This is a genomic window from Micromonospora sp. WMMA1998 (assembly GCF_027497375.1).
GTDB classification, from domain to species: Bacteria; Actinomycetota; Actinomycetes; order Mycobacteriales; family Micromonosporaceae; genus Micromonospora; species Micromonospora sediminicola.
The window spans coordinates 3,366,560-3,385,113 of record NZ_CP114911.1 but is presented as its reverse complement, the minus strand read 5'-3'; the positions used below and the strand labels follow the sequence as shown (position 1 = coordinate 3,385,113).

The 18,554-nt window shown below is 69.8% G+C and carries 13 protein-coding genes; all 13 read left to right on the top strand.

What is annotated here, in order from left to right:
• Positions 1 to 79 precede the first annotated feature (79 nt).
• The 13 genes from rplA to tuf all read left to right on the top strand — a co-directional run bounded on the left by rplA (position 80) and on the right by tuf (position 18,209).
• Positions 80 to 796, top strand: a complete 717-nt coding sequence (rplA, locus tag O7600_RS15145) for a 50S ribosomal protein L1 (protein WP_281587898.1) — start codon at positions 80 to 82, stop codon at positions 794 to 796.
• Positions 797 to 877: 81 nt separating this feature from the next.
• Positions 878 to 1,753, top strand: a complete 876-nt coding sequence (locus O7600_RS15140) for an ABC transporter ATP-binding protein (RefSeq protein ID WP_281587895.1) — start codon at positions 878 to 880, stop codon at positions 1,751 to 1,753.
• Positions 1,750 to 2,439, top strand: coding sequence for a hypothetical protein (locus O7600_RS15135; protein ID WP_281587893.1), 690 nt, complete (start codon positions 1,750 to 1,752; stop codon positions 2,437 to 2,439). The genes O7600_RS15140 and O7600_RS15135 overlap by 4 nt, the downstream gene beginning before the upstream one ends.
• 316 nt (positions 2,440 to 2,755) lie before the next feature.
• Positions 2,756 to 3,304: a 50S ribosomal protein L10 gene (rplJ, locus tag O7600_RS15130; protein WP_174528912.1), complete on the top strand. Its 549-nt coding sequence runs from the start codon at positions 2,756 to 2,758 to the stop codon at positions 3,302 to 3,304.
• Between the two features lie 55 nt (positions 3,305 to 3,359).
• Positions 3,360 to 3,749, top strand: coding sequence for a 50S ribosomal protein L7/L12 (rplL, locus tag O7600_RS15125; protein ID WP_091570033.1), 390 nt, complete (start codon positions 3,360 to 3,362; stop codon positions 3,747 to 3,749).
• A 571-nt stretch (positions 3,750 to 4,320) separates the two neighbouring features.
• Positions 4,321 to 7,752 carry a DNA-directed RNA polymerase subunit beta gene (locus O7600_RS15120; protein WP_281587888.1) on the top strand — a complete coding sequence of 1,144 codons (3,432 nt, stop codon included), beginning with the start codon at positions 4,321 to 4,323 and terminating at the stop codon, positions 7,750 to 7,752.
• 80 nt (positions 7,753 to 7,832) lie between these two features.
• On the top strand, positions 7,833 to 11,720 hold the full coding sequence (locus O7600_RS15115; protein ID WP_281587886.1) for a DNA-directed RNA polymerase subunit beta': 3,888 nt from the start codon (positions 7,833 to 7,835) through the stop codon (positions 11,718 to 11,720).
• Between the two features lie 69 nt (positions 11,721 to 11,789).
• A complete protein-coding gene (locus O7600_RS15110; RefSeq protein WP_281587884.1) occupies positions 11,790 to 12,158 on the top strand; it encodes a hypothetical protein in 369 nt (122 codons plus the stop codon).
• A gap of 734 nt (positions 12,159 to 12,892) precedes the next feature.
• A complete protein-coding gene (locus tag O7600_RS15105) occupies positions 12,893 to 13,273 on the top strand; it encodes a hypothetical protein (protein WP_091576935.1) in 381 nt (126 codons plus the stop codon).
• Between the two features lie 500 nt (positions 13,274 to 13,773).
• Positions 13,774 to 14,148 (top strand): 30S ribosomal protein S12, encoded by a 375-nt coding sequence (gene rpsL / locus O7600_RS15100; protein WP_007465318.1) that lies wholly within the window; start codon positions 13,774 to 13,776, stop codon positions 14,146 to 14,148.
• A 1-nt stretch (position 14,149) separates the two neighbouring features.
• Complete coding sequence (rpsG, locus tag O7600_RS15095) at positions 14,150 to 14,620, top strand: 30S ribosomal protein S7 (protein ID WP_013735957.1); 471 nt, start codon at positions 14,150 to 14,152, stop codon at positions 14,618 to 14,620.
• A gap of 75 nt (positions 14,621 to 14,695) precedes the next feature.
• A complete protein-coding gene (fusA, locus tag O7600_RS15090; RefSeq protein ID WP_091570045.1) occupies positions 14,696 to 16,792 on the top strand; it encodes an elongation factor G in 2,097 nt (698 codons plus the stop codon).
• 223 nt (positions 16,793 to 17,015) lie between these two features.
• The gene (gene tuf, locus O7600_RS15085) at positions 17,016 to 18,209 is read left to right on the top strand and encodes an elongation factor Tu (protein ID WP_091570050.1); all 1,194 of its coding nucleotides are present in this window, start codon (positions 17,016 to 17,018) and stop codon (positions 18,207 to 18,209) included.
• The last annotated feature ends 345 nt before the right edge of the window (positions 18,210 to 18,554 follow it).

The following is an 18,554-nucleotide window of genomic DNA, read 5'->3' as shown; positions in this document are numbered from 1 at the left end:
ACCGCTCCACCCGATCTTTCTGTTCGTGGGAGGGCCGCGAACGCCGCGCGCCCGCCAGAGACCACAGGAGTCACCAGAAATGCAGCGCAGCAAGAGCTACCGCAAGGCCGCCGAGGTCATCGACCGGTCGAAGCTCTACACCCCGGTCGAGGCCGTCAAGCTGGCCAAGGAGACCACCAACGTCAAGTTCGACGCCACGGTCGAGGTCGCGATGCGCCTCGGCGTCGACCCCCGCAAGGCGGACCAGATGGTCCGCGGCACGGTCAACCTGCCGCACGGCACCGGTAAGACCGCCCGCGTGATCGTCTTCGCCGCCGGCGCGAAGGCCGAGGAGGCCGTCGCCGCGGGCGCGGACGAGGTGGGCACCGACGAGCTGGTCGCCCGCATCCAGGGTGGTTGGCTGGACTTCGACGCGGCGATCGCCACGCCGGACCAGATGGCCAAGATCGGCCGGATCGCGCGGATCCTGGGCCCGCGCGGTCTGATGCCGAACCCGAAGACGGGCACCGTGACCATGGACGTCACCAAGGCCGTCGCGGACATCAAGGGCGGTAAGATCACCTTCCGGGTGGACAAGCACTCCAACCTGCACCTGATCATCGGCAAGTCCTCCTTCTCGGAGGCCCAGCTGGTGGACAACTACGCCGCGGTGCTGGACGAGGTGCTCCGCGCCAAGCCGTCCGCCGCCAAGGGCACCTTCCTCAAGAAGGTCACCCTCACCACCACCATGGGCCCAGGCGTCCCGGTCGACCCGAAGATCGTGAAGAACCTGCAGGAAACCTCCCCCGAGGCCTGATCGACGCGTACCGCCCGACGGGGCCCCGCCACCACTCGTGGCGGGGCCCCGTCCGTCTGTCCGCTGTGGCACGCTCGGCGCATGCGGCTCGAAGACGTCTGGCTCCGCTACCACCGGCACGGCCCGTGGGTGCTGCGGCAGGTCGACGTGGCGATCGGTCCGGGTGAGGTCGCGGTCGTGCTAGGCCGCAACGGCGCGGGCAAGTCCACGCTGCTCCAACTCGCCGCCGGGGTGCTGCGGCCGACCCGGGGCCGGGTGGTCGACCGGCCGGCGACCGTCGGCTGGGTGCCGGAGCGGTTCCCCGCCGACCAGCCGTTCACCGTCGGCGCCTACCTGTCCGCGATGGGGCGTGTCGCCGGCCTCCCGGGTCCCGCCGCCGACCGGGCGGTGCGGCACTGGGTCGAGCGGCTGGGCCTGAGCCGGTTCCACGACGTGCGCCTGCCGCAGCTGTCCAAGGGCACCGCCCAGAAGGTCGGCCTGGCGCAGGCGCTGCTGCGGCCGCCCGGTCTGCTGGTGCTGGACGAGCCCTGGGAGGGGTTGGACGCGGCGGCCCGCGAGCTGGTCCCCGAGATGATCGGCGAGGTGCTGGCCGACGGTGGCGCGGTGCTGGTCAGCGACCACCGCGGGGAGACGGTCCGCCTGCCGGGCGCGCGGCAGTGGTCGGTCGCCGCCGGCACGCTGACGGAGGCCGTGCCGTCCGGTGGCCCGGCCGTCGCGGTGGTCGAGCTGGCGGTGCCGGTCGCGGGGCTGGCCGCCGTCGTCGCCCGGCTGCGCGCCGACGGCCACCAGGTCCTGCGGGTACGCGAGCACGCGGCCCCGGCGGGCGTCGGGTCACCGGAGCGGGCCGCCGACGCCGACTCCGACCCGGGGGTGTCGGTCGCCGGTTCCGGTGCCGACCCGGAGGTGCCGGTCGCCGGCTCCGACCGATCCGGCACGGCCTCGGAGGTGGGCCGGTGATCGCCCTGGTCCGGCTGCGGCTGGCCGGCTTCGTGCGGACCGGGCGGGCGCTGGCGCCGGTGCTGGCCGGCCTGCTCGTGCTGGGGATCCTGCACGGCGGCGGTCGGGCCCGGCCGGCGGAGGCCTACGGGGTGTCCGCGGTGGTGCTGTTCCCGGTGCTGGCCTGGCAGACCAAGATCCTGCTGGACATCGAGCCCGACGTGCAGCGCCGGCTGGCCCGGGTGGTGGTCGGTCCGGTCCGGGAGCGGCTCGCCGGCCTGCTCGCGGCGTTCCTGGCCGGGCTCGCCGTGGTGGTGGTCGCGCTGGCGGTGCCGTGGCCGCTCGGCGGGGTGACGCCGGCCGCCGGGCCGGGGGAGCGGTCCGTCCTCGTCGGGGTGGTCCTCGGGCTCTGGGCGCACCTGCTCGCTCTGCCGGCCGCGGTGGCGCTCGGCGCCCTGGCCAGCCGGGCGATCACCCGCAGCGCGGGCTACGGGGCTGCGGTGCTGGCGGTGGGCGCGGTCGGGGTGGTGGTGTTCGGCCTCTCCGACTCGGTGGCGCCGTGGCTGGTCCCGCCGGTGATGGCCACCGCGCGGGCGGTGACCGGCCCGGTCTCGCCCGGCGCCGGCCTGCTCCTCACCGGGTGGGCGGCGCTCTGGGCGGTGGTGGCGCTGGCCGGCTACTCCTGGGGTCGCCGCACCCGGGCCTGACCCGGACGGGTGACCGGGAGCACACGGGGCGATTTGGCGCTGCGCGAGGCGTCGCGTAACCTGGTGCGGTAGTTCCACCCAAAGACCGCTGGTCACCGTGCCCCGGCACGGTCGAAGGTCCCGCGACGACGGGCGACCCGCGCAGGGCGGCAAGCGAAACTCGGTGTCACGCACGGTCCGCCGACTGTGCCCGTGCCGCCGGCCCTCGCCCCGTGCGCCCTGCGCCGGGGCTTTTCTCGTTGTCGTGGTGTCTCCGTCGCCGTCGCGAGTTCCTCGTCGCCGGCGTACCAGCTCCGAGCAACGAGAGAGGAGGGACATGGCGGACAAGCCGATCCGGGCCGACAAGGCCACGGCCGTCGCCGAGCTGACCGAGAGCTTCCGCGCCGCGGGAGCCACCGTGCTCACCGAGTACCGCGGGCTCACGGTTTCGCAGCTCACCCAGCTGCGACGCTCGCTCGGCAAGGAGACCAGCTACACGGTCGCGAAGAACACGCTGGCCAAGCGTGCCGCGGCCGATGCGGGCATCTCCGGCCTCGATGAGCTGTTCACCGGTCCTACCGCGCTGACTTTCGTTTCGGGCGACGTCGTCGAGGCGGCGAAGGGCCTTCGCGACTTCGCGAAGGCCAACCCGAAGCTCGTCATCAAGGGCGGTGTCTTCGAGGGCAAGGCCATTTCCGCGGCCGAGGTCACGAAGCTCGCCGACCTGGAGTCCCGCGAGGTGCTGCTGGCCAAGCTGGCCGGTGCCATGAAGGGCAACCTGAGCAAGGCCGCGGCCCTGTTCCAGGCTCCGCTCTCCAAGGCCGCCCGCGCGGCGGCCGCCCTGGCGGACAAGAAGCGCGAGCAGGAGGGCGCCGAGGCGGCCTGAGGCCCTCCCGGCGCACCACGTTCTTAGTTTTCACTTGCGAGAAAGGACGCCAGACATGGCGAAGCTCAGCACCGACGAGCTGCTCGACGCGTTCAAGGAGATGACGCTGATCGAGCTCTCCGAGTTCGTGAAGCAGTTCGAGGAGACCTTCGAGGTCACCGCCGCCGCCCCGGCCGCGATGATGATGGCGGGCCCGGCCGCCGGCGGTGCCGCCGCCGAGGCCGAGCCGGAGAAGGACGAGTTCGACGTCATCCTCGACGCCGACGGTGGCAAGAAGATCCAGGTCATCAAGGTCGTGCGCGAGCTGACCGGCCTGGGCCTCAAGGAGGCCAAGGACCTGGTCGAGGCCGCTCCGAAGGCCGTCCTGGAGAAGGCCAACAAGGAGACCGCCGAGAAGGCCAAGGCCAAGCTCGAGGGCGAGGGCGCCAAGGTCACCCTCAAGTGACCTTGCGTTGACCTGACGCGCGTCCGGCTCACGTGAGCCGGGGCACACCGCGTCGCGGCGGGCGGTGATCCGGGAACGGGTCACCGCCCGCCGTGTTGGTGGTGCCCGACGTCGGCGGCGTGAGCAGGGCGTACAGGTTCCTCGCACCGGCCTCTCAGCTATGCCCGCCGGTAGCCCGTCGGTGGGAAAGACACCCCGAGCGGTAACCGGCCCTTGACGCGGCACCGGCCCGGCAGGCACGCTGACATCAGCAAGACCTTCCGCGCTTGCAACGGCCGCCTCTCGGGTAAGGCAACGGCAGCACCACCGCCGCGGCACCCGAGCGGACCGGCAGGAGCGTCGCGTTCCGAGCGGCCCGGTGGACCCGGTTTTTCGAGGTCCCAGGGCTTGTTCCGCGACGACCTGCGGGGTGGGCTGGACAGCGGTTAGCCTCTCGGCTACACTGCTAGTTTGCGCTGCCTTCCGACTTGACCCCTGCTCGGAAATGTCCGTTTGCGGATATTTCTGGTGGGGTCATTGGAGTGCACGCGTACCAGCCGTTCTGCAGCACCGGTCCTCGGAAGGACGCATCTTGGCAGCTTCCCGCCCTGCGAAGACCAGTCGTACGTCGAGCGCATTCGCGCCCCGCCGAGTTTCTTTCGGTCGGATCACCGAACACCTCGAGGTCCCCAACCTCCTCGCCATCCAGAACGAGTCCTTCGACTGGCTCGTCGGCAACGAGGCTTGGCAGGGCCGGTCGGCGGACGACCCGCACGCACGCTCGGGTCTCGCGGAGATCCTCGACGAGATCAGTCCCATTGAGGACTTCTCCGGCACCATGTCGCTCTCCTTCTCGGCTCCGCGCTTCGACGAGGTCAAGGCCTCGATCGAGGAGTGCAAGGAGAAGGACCTGACCTACTGCGCGCCACTGTTCGTGACCGCGGAGTTCACCAACAACACCACCGGCGAGATCAAGAGCCAGACGGTGTTCATGGGTGACTTCCCGATGATGACGCCGAAGGGCACCTTCATCATCAACGGCACCGAGCGCGTCGTGGTCAGCCAGCTCGTCCGCTCGCCGGGCGTCTACTTCGACAAGCAGCCGGACAAGACCTCCGACCGCGACCTCTCCAGCGTCAAGGTCATCCCGAGCCGGGGTGCCTGGCTGGAGTTCGACATCGACAAGCGCGACACGGTCGGCGTCCGCATCGACCGCAAGCGTCGGCAGGCCGTCACCGTCCTGCTCAAGGCCATCGGGTGGTCCGCCGAGCGCATCCGTGAGAAGTTCGGCTGGTCCGAGCTCATGATGACCACGCTCGAAAAGGACCACATCGCCGGCCAGGACGAGGCCCTGCTCGACATCTACCGGAAGCTCCGCCCTGGCGAGCCGCCGACCCGTGAGAACGCCCAGACCCTGCTCGACAACCTCTTCTTCAACCCGAAGCGGTACGACGTCGCCAAGGTCGGGCGCTACAAGTTCAACAAGAAGCTCGAGCTGGACGTGCCGATCACCACCGGCACGCTCACCGAGGACGACATCGTCGCCACCGTGGAATACCTCTGCCGGCTGCACGCCGGTGAGGAGGGCTACGAGGCCGACGACATCGACCACTTCGGCAACCGTCGCCTGCGTACCGTGGGCGAGCTGATCCAGAACCAGGTCCGGGTGGGTCTCTCCCGGATGGAGCGGGTCGTCCGCGAGCGGATGACCACCCAGGACGTCGAGGCGATCACGCCGCAGACCCTGATCAACATCCGCCCGGTGGTGGCGGCGATCAAGGAGTTCTTCGGCACGTCGCAGCTGTCCCAGTTCATGGACCAGACCAACCCGCTGGCGGGTCTGACCCACCGGCGCCGGCTGAGCGCGCTCGGCCCGGGTGGTCTGTCCCGTGAGCGGGCCGGCTTCGAGGTCCGCGACGTGCACCCGTCCCACTACGGCCGGATGTGCCCGATCGAGACGCCGGAAGGCCCGAACATCGGCCTGATCGGCGCGCTCTCCACCTTCGCCCGGGTCAACCCGTTCGGCTTCATCGAGACGCCGTACCGGAAGGTCATCGACGGTCGGGTCACCGACCAGATCGACTACCTGACCGCGGACGAGGAGGACCGGTTCGTCAAGGCGCAGGCCAACGCGCCGCTGCGGGCCGACGGCACGTTCGCCGAGGACCGGGTCCTGGTCCGCCGTAAGGGCGGCGAGACCGAGGACGTCGCGCCCGGCGCCGTCGACTACATGGACGTGTCGCCGCGGCAGATGACCTCGGTCGCCACCGCGATGATCCCGTTCCTCGAGCACGACGACGCCAACCGCGCGCTCATGGGCGCGAACATGCAGCGTCAGGCGGTGCCGCTGGTCAAGGCCGAGGCCCCGCTGGTCGGCACGGGCATGGAATACCGCGCGGCCGTGGACGCCGGCGACGTGGTCGTCGCCGAGGTCGGCGGTGTGGTCGAGGACCTGTGCGCGGACTACGTCACGGTCCACCAGGACGACGGCCACCGCCGGACGTACCTGCTGCACAAGTTCCGCCGCTCCAACGCCGGCTCCTGCGTCAACCAGAAGCCGGTCGTCTTCGAGGGCGACCGCGTCGAGGCCGGCCAGGTCATCGCCGACGGTCCGTGCACCGACGAGGGCGAGATGGCGCTCGGACGCAACCTGCTGGTGGCGTTCATGTGCTGGGAGGGTCACAACTACGAGGACGCGATCATCCTGTCGCAGCGCCTCGTGCAGCAGGACGTGCTCACCTCGATCCACATCGAGGAGCACGAGGTCGACGCCCGGGACACCAAGCTCGGCCCGGAGGAGATCACCCGCGACATCCCGAACGTCAGCGAGGAGATGCTCGCCGACCTCGACGAGCGCGGCATCATCCGGATCGGCGCCGAGGTCGTCCCCGGCGACATCCTGGTCGGCAAGGTCACGCCGAAGGGCGAGACCGAGCTGACCCCCGAGGAGCGGCTGCTCCGCGCGATCTTCGGTGAGAAGGCGCGCGAGGTCCGTGACACCTCGCTGAAGGTGCCGCACGGCGAGACCGGCACGGTCATCGGTGTGCGTACCTTCTCCCGCGAGGACGGCGACGAGCTGCCCCCGGGCGTGAACGAGCTGGTGCGGGTCTACGTGGCCCAGAAGCGCAAGATCCAGGACGGTGACAAGCTCGCGGGCCGCCACGGCAACAAGGGCGTCATCTCCAAGATCCTGCCGATCGAGGACATGCCGTTCCTGGAGGACGGCACCCCGGTCGACATCGTGCTGAACCCGCTCGGTGTGCCGTCCCGGATGAACATCGGCCAGGTCCTGGAGACCCACCTCGGGTGGGTGGCCAAGACCGGCTGGAGCGTCGACGGTGACGACGAGGAGTGGAAGCGCCAGCTCAAGTCGATCAACGCGCACGAGTCCGAGCCGGACACCAACGTGGCCACCCCGGTCTTCGACGGTGCCCGCGAGGAGGAGATCTCCGGCCTGCTGGCGTCGACCCTGCCCAACCGGGACGGCAACCAGCTGATCGGGCGCACCGGCAAGGCGCAGCTGTTCGACGGTCGCTCCGGTGAGCCGCTGCCCGACCCGATCGCGGTCGGCTACGTCTACATCCTGAAGCTCAACCACCTGGTCGACGACAAGATCCACGCCCGCTCGACCGGCCCGTACTCGATGATCACGCAGCAGCCGCTGGGTGGTAAGGCGCAGTTCGGTGGCCAGCGCTTCGGTGAGATGGAGTGCTGGGCCATGCAGGCGTACGGCGCCGCCTACGCCCTGCAGGAGCTGCTGACCATCAAGTCCGACGACGTCCTCGGCCGGGTCAAGGTCTACGAGGCGATCGTCAAGGGCGAGAACATCCCCGAGCCGGGCATCCCGGAGTCGTTCAAGGTGCTGCTCAAGGAGCTGCAGTCGCTGTGCCTCAACGTCGAGGTGCTCTCCAGCGACGGTGTGGCCCTGGAGATGCGCGAGACCGACGACGAGGTGTTCCGCGCCGCGGAGGAGCTGGGCATCGACCTGTCCCGGCGCGAGCCGAGCTCGGTCGAAGAGGTCTGAGGCGGTGATTCGGGGGCCGGCTCGCCGGCCCCCGATCCCGCCCGTTAGCTAGCAGTACAGACGACGACATAGGGGACACAGTGCTCGACGTCAACTTCTTCGACGAGCTGCGCATCGGTCTCGCCACCGCCGACGACATCCGTCAGTGGTCCCACGGCGAGGTCAAGAAGCCCGAGACCATCAACTACCGCACCCTCAAGCCGGAGAAGGACGGGCTCTTCTGCGAGAAGATCTTCGGTCCGCAGCGGGACTGGGAGTGCTACTGCGGTAAGTACAAGCGGGTCCGCTTCAAGGGCATCATCTGCGAGCGCTGCGGCGTCGAGGTGACCCGCTCCAAGGTTCGCCGGGAGCGGATGGGTCACATCGAGCTGGCCGCTCCGGTGACCCACATCTGGTATTTCAAGGGCGTGCCGAGCCGGCTGGGCTACCTGCTGGACCTCGCCCCGAAGGACCTCGAAAAGATCATCTACTTCGCCTCGTACGTCGTGACGAGCGTGGACGCCGAAGCGCGTCACCGCGACCTCTCGACTATCGAGAACGAGATCCTGGCCGAGAAGCGGCAGTCGGAGAACAGCCGCGACTCGGAGATCGAGAAGCGGGCCGCCAAGCTCGAGGCCGACCTGGCCGAGCTGGAGGCCGAGGGCGCGAAGGCGGACGTCCGGCGCAAGGTCAAGGAGGGCGGAGAGCGCGAGATGCGCCAGATCCGCGACCGGGCCCAGCGCGAGATCGACCGCCTCGACGAGGTCCTCGACACCTTCCGCAAGCTGGAGCCGAAGCAGCTGGTCACCGACGAGCTGCTCTACCGCGAGCTGCGCGACCGCTTCGGTGAGTACTTCACCGGCAGCATGGGCGCCGAGGCGATCAAGGCCCTGGTCCAGAACATGGACCTGGAGGCCGAGGCCGAGAACCTGCGCGAGACCATCCGCTCCGGCAAGGGCCAGCGGAAGATCCGTGCGCTCAAGCGGCTCAAGGTCGTCGCGGCGTTCCAGAACACCCGGAACTCGCCGCTCGGCATGGTGCTGGACTGCGTCCCGGTCATCCCGCCGGACCTGCGCCCGATGGTGCAGCTCGACGGTGGCCGCTTCGCGACCTCCGACCTGAACGACCTGTACCGGCGTGTGATCAACCGGAACAACCGCCTCAAGCGGCTGATCGACCTCGGCGCGCCCGAGATCATCGTCAACAACGAGAAGCGGATGCTCCAGGAGGCCGTCGACGCGCTGTTCGACAACGGTCGTCGCGGTCGTCCGGTCACCGGCCCGGGCAACCGGCCGCTGAAGTCGCTGTCCGACATGCTCAAGGGCAAGCAGGGCCGGTTCCGCCAGAACCTGCTGGGCAAGCGCGTCGACTACTCGGGCCGTTCGGTCATCGTGGTCGGCCCGAAGCTCAAGCTGCACCAGTGCGGCCTGCCCAAGCAGATGGCGCTGGAGCTGTTCAAGCCGTTCGTGATGAAGCGGCTGGTCGACCTCAACCACGCGCAGAACATCAAGTCCGCCAAGCGGATGGTGGAGCGGCAGCGGCCGGTCGTGTGGGACGTGCTGGAGGAGGTCATCGGCGAGCACCCGGTTCTGCTGAACCGCGCGCCGACCCTGCACCGGCTGGGCATCCAGGCCTTCGAGCCGCAGCTGGTCGAGGGCAAGGCCATCCAGATCCACCCGCTGGTCTGCACCGCGTTCAACGCCGACTTCGACGGTGACCAGATGGCGGTCCACGTGCCGCTGTCCGCCGAGGCCCAGGCCGAGGCGCGGATCCTGATGCTGTCGTCGAACAACATCCTCAAGCCGGCCGACGGCAAGCCGGTCACCATGCCCACCCAGGACATGGTCATCGGTCTCTACCACCTCACCCACCTCACTCCGGGCGGCAAGGGCGAGGGCCGGGCGTTCAGCTCGGACGCCGAGGCGCGGATGGCGTACGACAACGGCGAGCTGCACCTGCAGACGCCGGTGAAGATCCGGCTGCACGACGTGGTCGGTGTCGACAACGGCGCCGGCGCCGAGCCCTGGACCGCCCCCGAGGGCTGGACCGAGGGCGAGCCGGTGACGGTGGAGACCACCCTGGGCCGGGTCCTGTTCAACGAGACGCTGCCCCCGGGCTACCGCTTCGTGAACTACGAGATCCGCAAGGGCCAGCTCTCCGCGATCGTCAACGACCTCGCCGAGCGCTTCCCGAAGGTGGCCCTGGCGGCCACCCTGGACGGGCTCAAGGAGGCCGGCTTCCACTGGGCCACCTGGTCCGGCGTCACCATCGGCATGGAGGACGTCATCGCTCCGCCGCGCAAGCGGGAGATCCTGGAGCGGTACGAGAAGGAAGCCGACCGGATCGACAAGCAGTACCAGCGTGGTCTGATGACCGCCGAGGAGCGTCGCGGCGAGCTCATCGAGATCTGGACCAAGGCGACCAACGAGGTCGCCAAGGAGATGGACACCGCGCTGCCGCAGGAGAACCCGCTGTGGAAGATGATCAACTCGGGTGCCCGCGGTAACCTGCTCCAGCTCCGGCAGATCGCGGCGATCCGTGGTCTGGTGGCCAACCCGAAGGGCGAGATCATCCCGCGGCCGATCAAGGCCTCGTACCGGGAGGGTCTGTCCGTGCTGGAGTACTTCATCTCCACGCACGGCGCCCGCAAGGGTCTCGCGGACACCGCCCTGCGTACCGCCGACTCGGGTTACCTGACCCGGCGTCTGGTGGACGTCTCGCAGGACGTCATCATCCGCGAGGAGGACTGCGGCACCGACCGGGCCATCCCGATGCAGATCGGCGAGCGCGTCGACGGCAAGCTGGTCGTGCACGAGCACGCCGAGACCAGCGTGCACGCCCGGACGCTGGCCGACGACATCAAGGGGCCGGACGGCACCGTGGTGGCCCACCGGGGCCAGGACATCAACTCCATCGGCGTCGACGCGATCGTCGCCGCCGGGATCGAGACGGTGCGGGTGCGCAGCGTGCTCACCTGCGAGTCGAAGCTGGGCGTCTGCGGTGCGTGCTACGGCCGCTCGCTGCCGACCGGCAAGACCGTGGACGTCGGCGAGGCGGTCGGCATCATCGCCGCCCAGTCGATCGGTGAGCCGGGTACGCAGCTGACGATGCGTACCTTCCACACCGGTGGTGTCGCGGGTGAGGACATCACCCAGGGTCTGCCCCGTGTCCAGGAGATCTTCGAGGCCCGGGTGCCCAAGGGCAAGGCGCCCATCGCCGACACCCCGGGTCGCATCCGGATCGAGGACGGCGAGCGGTCCCGCAAGATCGTGGTCATCCCGGACGACGGCAGTGACGAGATCGTCTACGACAAGATCTCGAAGCGGGTCCGGCTCCGGGCGCACGACGGCGACCACGTCGAGGTCGGCGAGAAGCTCACCGAGGGCACCATCGACCCGCACGAGCTGCTGCGCATCCTCGGCCCGCGCGCGGTCCAGGTCCACCTGACCCAGGAGGTCCAGGAGGTCTACCGCTCGCAGGGTGTGCTCATCCACGACAAGCACATCGAGATCATCATCCGCCAGATGCTGAAGCGGGTGACGGTCATCGACTCCGGCTCGACCGAGTTCCTGCCGGGTGTGCTGGTCGACCGGGCGCTGTTCGAGTCGGAGAACCGCCGGCTCGTCGGCGAGGGCGGCGAGCCCGCCGCCGGTCGCCCGGTGCTGATGGGTATCACCAAGGCCTCGCTGGCCACGGATTCCTGGCTGTCGGCGGCCTCCTTCCAGGAGACCACCCGGGTGCTGACGGACGCGGCGATCCACGCCCGCAGCGACTCGCTGATCGGCCTCAAGGAGAACGTGATCATCGGTAAGCTCATCCCGGCCGGTACGGGCATCAGCAAGTACCGCAACGTCCGGGTCGAGCCGACCGAGGAGGCGAAGGCCAAGGTCTACTCGATGACCGGCTACCCCGAGACCGACTACGGCTTCGGGCCGGCCAGCGGCCAGGCCGTGCCGCTGGACGACTTCGACTTCGGGTCGTACCGCTAATCCGCACGAACGACGAGGCCCCCGGCATCCGCCGGGGGCCTCGTCGCGTCTCGGGGCATGATGGAGAGCATGACGACCGTGCCCGGGCAGGTGCCCGTCGTGCCGCAGGCGCAGCGCCATCCGCACGATCCTGAGCCGGTCCGCTCCACCAAGGCCCGCGCCGTCTTCGCCCTCGGTCTGATCGGGGCGCTGACCGGCTTCTTCGTCGGCGGGGTGGTGCCCGCGACGCTCGCGCTCGCCCTGGCCCGCCAGGCCCGCCGGGAGGCGTACGCGTCGGGGGGTTACCTGACCGGCGCCGACTGGCTGCGCCGCGGCGAGCGGTTGGCCCGGGTCGGTCTGGTGCTGACCGCCGTCGCGGTGGTGGCCGCGGTGGTGATCGGGCTGGTCCGGCACGCCGACGCCTCGTTCGGGCACGACTACGCGCCGAACTTCGACTGACCCGGCGGGGGAGCGGCGCCGCGCCCGCCCACCCGGTGGTGACCGGCGACGGTAGCCTGGCCGGTGTCCGCCGCGTGGCGGGTGAGCCATGTGGACAGGAGGACCCCGTGACGGAACCGGCTGCGCCGCCGGGAGGCGACCCGAACCGCCCCGGTGCCGGGCCGGATCCCGCCGCCCCGCCGGCCCCCGAGCCGGTGAGCCCGTGGGCGCCGCCGACCGCGCACCGGGAGGGTTCCACCGGCACTCCCGGCCCGTCGTCCGGGACGACCCCGCCCGGGTACGCCCCGACGCCGCCGAGCCCGTCGTTCGCGGGCCCGTCCGAGCCGTCCTCCGCCGCGCCGTTCACGGGAGCGCCTCCGTCCTCGGCCCCGCCCGGCACACCGCACTCCGGAGCGCCCGCCCCCTGGCCGCCGGCCGGCCCGTACCCGCCCGCCGGCCCGGCCCCGGGGCACCAACCCGGGCACGGATTCTCCGCCCCGGTGCCCGGGACCGGGCCCCACCCGGGGCGGCCGGGCCACCTCCCCGGCCCGCACCCCGGGAGTGGACCGGGTCAGGGGTTCGGGGCGTACCCGGGGAGTGAGCCGGCGCACGGTAGCCCCGGGGCGTACCCGGGGAGTGGGCCCGGGCACGGCGGCGGGTGGCCGGCGCCGGGGAGCGCGCCCGGCGGCGGCTGGGGCCCGGCCGGGCCGGCGCTGCCGCCGCCCCCGAGTGAGGCGCCCCGGCCACCGAAGCGGGTGGAGCCGGTCCCGGGCACCCCGTTCGGGGTGGTCCACCTGGACGTGCCGCCGGTCACCTCCGGGCTGGCCATCGGCTCGCTGGTCACCGGCGTCGGCTCGATCCTGGTGTCGCTGCTGGTCTTCTGTTTCGGCGTCGCGGGGCCGGACTACGGCGGCGCGTGGGCGGCCGGGGCGTTCACCCTGCTCGGCGGGCTGGCCGGGGTCGGCGCGATCGTGGCCTGGCTGCTGGCGCGGCGGCAGATCCGGCGTCCGGCCCCGCCGCCGGCGGTCCGGTTCACCGGTGGGGGACTGGCGGTGGCCGGGCTCAGCTGCGGCGCCGCGGGCCTGCTGCTGAGCGTGGTCGGGCTGGCGCTGGCCCTGGTGGTGCAGATCACGTGACGCCGTCGGCGCGTCGTCCGGGGCCGATGACCAGCGCCGACCGGTTTGTCCCGGTGTCCGGGAGGCGGGCGCTGCCGGGGGCGACGGGTCGCACGACGGACGAGCCGGTACACTTGTCGTCGTAGGTGCCCATCAGGGGCGCACCGACGATCCGGACGTCGACCGGCGGGGCTGCGAAGCGGCTTCCCCGGACCGATCCGTTTTGACCGGCGCGCTTGTGGTAGGTACTCTTTCCCCTTGTGCCCGGGCTCGCCCGGGCAATGCGTGCGTGCGCGGGAACCGGTCAGCCGGTCATCCACTGTCGCACCACCACAGACCCAAAGATCCGGTGCGCCGCGCGAGCGAACGCACCGGACCGTGACTCGGGCGACACGCCCGACCGCGGGTGCTGGGGCCTCCGTCAGGCGGCCCTGGTTGGAAGGTAGGAGAGCCGTCCATCAGGCCGGCTAGAGCAGACGGCGCGGTCGCCTCGCAGCGGCCGAAGGGAGCGGAGAAACCCGGTGCCCACCATTCAGCAGCTGGTCCGAAAGGGCCGTCAGGCCAAGACGACCAAGACCAAGACCCCTGCGCTCAAGGGGTCTCCCCAGCGGCGCGGCGTGTGCACCCGCGTGTACACCACCACCCCGAAGAAGCCGAACTCGGCGCTGCGCAAGGTCGCTCGTGTCAAGCTCAGCAGCCAGATCGAGGTGACCGCCTACATCCCGGGCGTCGGCCACAACCTGCAGGAGCACTCGATCGTGCTCGTGCGTGGCGGCCGTGTGAAGGACCTCCCCGGCGTGCGGTACAAGATCGTTCGCGGTTCGCTGGACACCCAGGGTGTCCGCAACCGCAAGCAGGCTCGCAGCCGTTACGGCGCGAAGAAGGAGAAGAGCTGACATGCCGCGTAAGGGACCCGCTCCGCGGAAGCCGCTGGTCGCTGACCCGGTGTACAACTCGCCGCTGGTCACCCAGCTGGTGAACAAGATCCTGCTGCGCGGCAAGCGTCAGCTCGCCGAGCGCATCGTGTACGCCGCCCTGGAGGGCTGCCGCGAGAAGTCCGGCACCGACCCCGTCGTCACGCTCAAGCGCGCGATGGACAACGTGAAGCCGACCCTCGAGGTGCGCAGCCGTCGTGTCGGTGGCGCCACCTACCAGGTTCCGGTCGAGGTCCGGCCGGCCCGCGCGACCACCCTCGGTCTGCGCTGGCTGGTGACCTACTCCCGGGCCCGGCGCGAGAAGACCATGGTCGAGCGGCTGATGAACGAGCTGCTGGACGCGAGCAACGGCCTCGGTGCCGCCGTCAAGCGGCGCGAGGACACGCACAAGATGGCCGAGTCGAACAAGGCCTTCGCGCACTACCGCTGGTAACACCTGAGGTTCCGGCGCCCCCGGGCGCCGGAACCGCCACCAGTTGTGTCGAGACGACGATAAGTAGGGATTGAAGTGGCCGCCGCAGACGCGCTCGCCAACGTACGCAACATCGGCATCATGGCGCACATCGATGCCGGTAAGACCACTACCACCGAGCGAATCCTGTTCTACACCGGCATCACGTACAAGATCGGTGAGGTCCACGAGGGCGCCGCCGTCATGGACTGGATGGAGCAGGAGCAGGAGCGCGGTATCACCATCACTTCCGCCGCCACCAAGTGCGAGTGGAAGGGCCACACGATCCAGATCATCGACACGCCCGGCCACGTCGACTTCACGGTCGAGGTGGAGCGGTCGCTGCGTGTTCTGGACGGTGCGGTCGCGGTGTACGACGGCGTGGCCGGTGTGGAGCCCCAGACCGAGAACGTCTGGCGCCAGGCCGACAAGTACCACGTCCCGCGGATGTGCTTCGTCAACAAGCTGGACCGCACCGGCGCGGACTTCTTCCGCTGCGTGCAGATGATGATCGACCGGCTGAACGCCACCCCGCTGGTGCTCCAGATCCCGATCGGCCTGGAGGGCGACCACATCGGCGTCGTCGACCTGGTCGGCATGCGCGCCCTCACCTGGCGCGGGGAGACCCAGAAGGGTGAGGACTACGCCATCGAGGAGATCCCGGCCGAGCTGGCCGACTCCGCGGCGGAGTGGCGCGAGAAGCTGATGGAGACCCTGGCCGACGTCGACGACGCGGTGATGGAGAAGTACCTGGAGGGCGAGGAGATCTCCGTCGAGGAGATCAAGGCCGCCATCCGTCGGGCCACCATCGCCAGCAAGGCCAACCCGGTGCTCTGCGGCTCGGCGTTCAAGAACAAGGGCGTGCAGCCCATGCTCGACGCCGTCATCGACTACCTGCCGTCGCCGCTGGACGTTCCGGCGATCGAGGGCACGGCGACCGACGGCGAGACGCCGATGCAGCGGAAGCCGTCGCCGTCCGAGCCGTTCTCCGGCCTGGCCTTCAAGATCCAGACCGACAAGCACCTCGGCAAGCTCACCTACGTCCGGGTCTACTCCGGCGTGGTCGAGTCCGGGTCCCAGGTGGTCAACTCCACCAAGGACCGCAAGGAGCGCATCGGCAAGATCTACCAGATGCACGCCAACAAGCGTGAGGAGCGCGGCTCCGCCAAGGCCGGCGACATCATCGCGGTCCAGGGTCTGAAGCAGACCACGACCGGTGACACCCTGTGCGACCCGGCGAACCCGGTCATCCTCGAGTCGATGACCTTCCCGGAGCCGGTCATCGAGGTGGCCATCGAGCCGAAGACCAAGGCCGACCAGGAGAAGCTCAGCACCGCCATCCAGCGGCTGGCCGAGGAGGACCCGACCTTCCGCGTCAAGCTGGACGACCAGACCGGTCAGACGGTCATCTCCGGCATGGGCGAGCTGCACCTGGACATCCTGGTGGACCGGATGCGCCGCGAGTTCAACGTCGAGGCGAACATCGGCAAGCCGCAGGTGGCGTACCGTGAGACCATCCGCCGCACGGTGGAGAAGGCCGAGTACACCCACAAGAAGCAGACCGGTGGCTCCGGCCAGTACGCCCGCGTGATCGTGAGCCTCGAGCCGCTGCCCATGGGCAACGACTCGCCGACCTACGAGTTCGCGAACGCCGTCACCGGTGGCCGCATCCCCCGGGAGTTCATCCCCTCGGTGGACGCGGGCGCCCAGGACGCCATGCAGTACGGCATTCTCGCCGGCTTCCCGCTGGTGGGTGTCAAGCTGACGCTGCTGGACGGTCAGTACCACGAGGTCGACTCGTCCGAGATGGCGTTCAAGATCGCCGGTTCGATGGTGATGAAGGAGGCGGCCCGCAAGGCCGACCCCGCACTGCTCGAGCCGATGATGGCTGTTGAGGTCACCACTCCTGAGGAGAACATGGGTGACGTCATCGGCGACCTCAACTCCCGTCGCGGCATCATCCAGGCGATGGAGGAGCGCAGCGGCGCTCGCGTCGTCCGGGCTCTGGTGCCGCTGTCGGAGATGTTCGGCTACGTCGGCGACCTGCGGTCGAAGACCCAGGGCCGGGCTAGCTACAGCATGCAGTTCGACTCCTACGCCGAGGTTCCGCAGAGCGTGGCGAAGGAGATCATCGCCAAGGCGACGGGTGAGTGACACTCACCTGACGCCGGCCCGATGATCCGGGGCTGGTCGCGGGAGGGTTCTCCCGCCCGCGGCCACCTCGGTCGGGTTGTGTGATTCCGGGCCTGTAGGCTTCATCGCCGCAGAACCCACCAAGGCTCTCCGGCCGTCAGGCCGGAAAGGCTGTCGACAGAGTCCTAAGCGCCGACCGGCGCACCGGGGCGAACGAACCAAGAAAGTCCACAGGAGGACACCAGTGGCGAAGGCGAAGTTCGAGCGGACTAAGCCGCACGTCAACATCGGCACCATTGGTCACATCGACCACGGTAAGACGACGCTGACGGCGGCCATCACCAAGGTCCTGCACGACCAGTTCCCGGACCTGAACCCGTACACGCCGTTCGACGAGATCGACAAGGCGCCGGAGGAGAAGGCCCGCGGCATCACGATCTCCATCGCGCACGTCGAGTACCAGACCGAGGCGCGTCACTACGCGCACGTCGACTGCCCCGGTCACGCCGACTACATCAAGAACATGATCACCGGTGCCGCCCAGATGGACGGCGCGATCCTGGTGGTGGCGGCGACCGACGGCCCGATGCCGCAGACCCGCGAGCACGTGCTGCTGGCCCGTCAGGTCGGCGTGCCGTACATCGTCGTGGCGCTCAACAAGAGCGACATGGTCGACGACGAGGAGCTCCTGGAGCTCGTCGAGCTCGAGGTCCGCGAGCTGCTCTCCTCGCAGGAGTACCCGGGTGACGACCTGCCGGTCGTCCGGGTCTCGGCGCTGAAGGCCCTCGAGGGCGACCCGGAGTGGACCGGGAAGCTCATGGACCTGATGAACGCCGTGGACACCGCGATCCCGCAGCCGGAGCGCGAGACCGAGAAGCCGTTCCTCATGCCCATCGAGGACGTCTTCACGATCACCGGCCGTGGCACCGTGGTGACCGGTCGCGCCGAGCGCGGCATCCTCAAGCCGAACGAGGAGGTGGAGATCGTCGGCATCCGCGAGAAGTCGATGAAGACCACCTGCACCGGCATCGAGATGTTCCGCAAGCTGCTCGACGAGGCCCGCGCGGGTGAGAACGTCGGTCTGCTGCTGCGCGGCATCAAGCGCGAGGACGTCGAGCGCGGCATGGTCGTCATCAAGCCGGGCACCACGACCCCGCACACGGAGTTCGAGGCGACGGTCTACATCCTCTCCAAGGAGGAGGGTGGCCGCCACACCCCGTTCTTCCAGAACTACCGTCCGCAGTTCTACTTCCGGACCACGGACGTCACCGGCGTCGTCACGCTGCCCGAGGGCACCGAGATGGTCATGCCGGGCGACAACACCTCGATGTCGGTGAAGCTGATCCAGCCCATCGCCATGGAGGAGAACCTGAAGTTCGCGATTCGCGAGGGTGGTCGTACGGTCGGCGCGGGTCGCGTCACCAAGATCGTCAAGTGAGCTGGGTAACCCCGATTAGCGTCGCCGCCGGTCGTGCGGCATACTAGTCAGGTTGCGTAACGACGGTCGGTCGCCCGCGTCCGGTTGAGGCTGGACCTCCGGGAGTCAGACTGTCTCGCGTTGGGTGGTTGACCGCCATCGGCGGTCAACCACCCTCGCGCGGCGTTCAGGTCGCGGTCCCCGCGATCGGCGCCATGACCCACCGCGTGGTCAGAGAATCGCTCCGGAGTCCCGGGGCGGAGCCTGGCCCACGGGCGCGACACGCCCGACCGCGGGGGTCGGCGGAAGTGGGCCTGTGCCAGCCGGTACAGGCGCCCGCAACACAGCGGCATCGAGAGAAGGAAC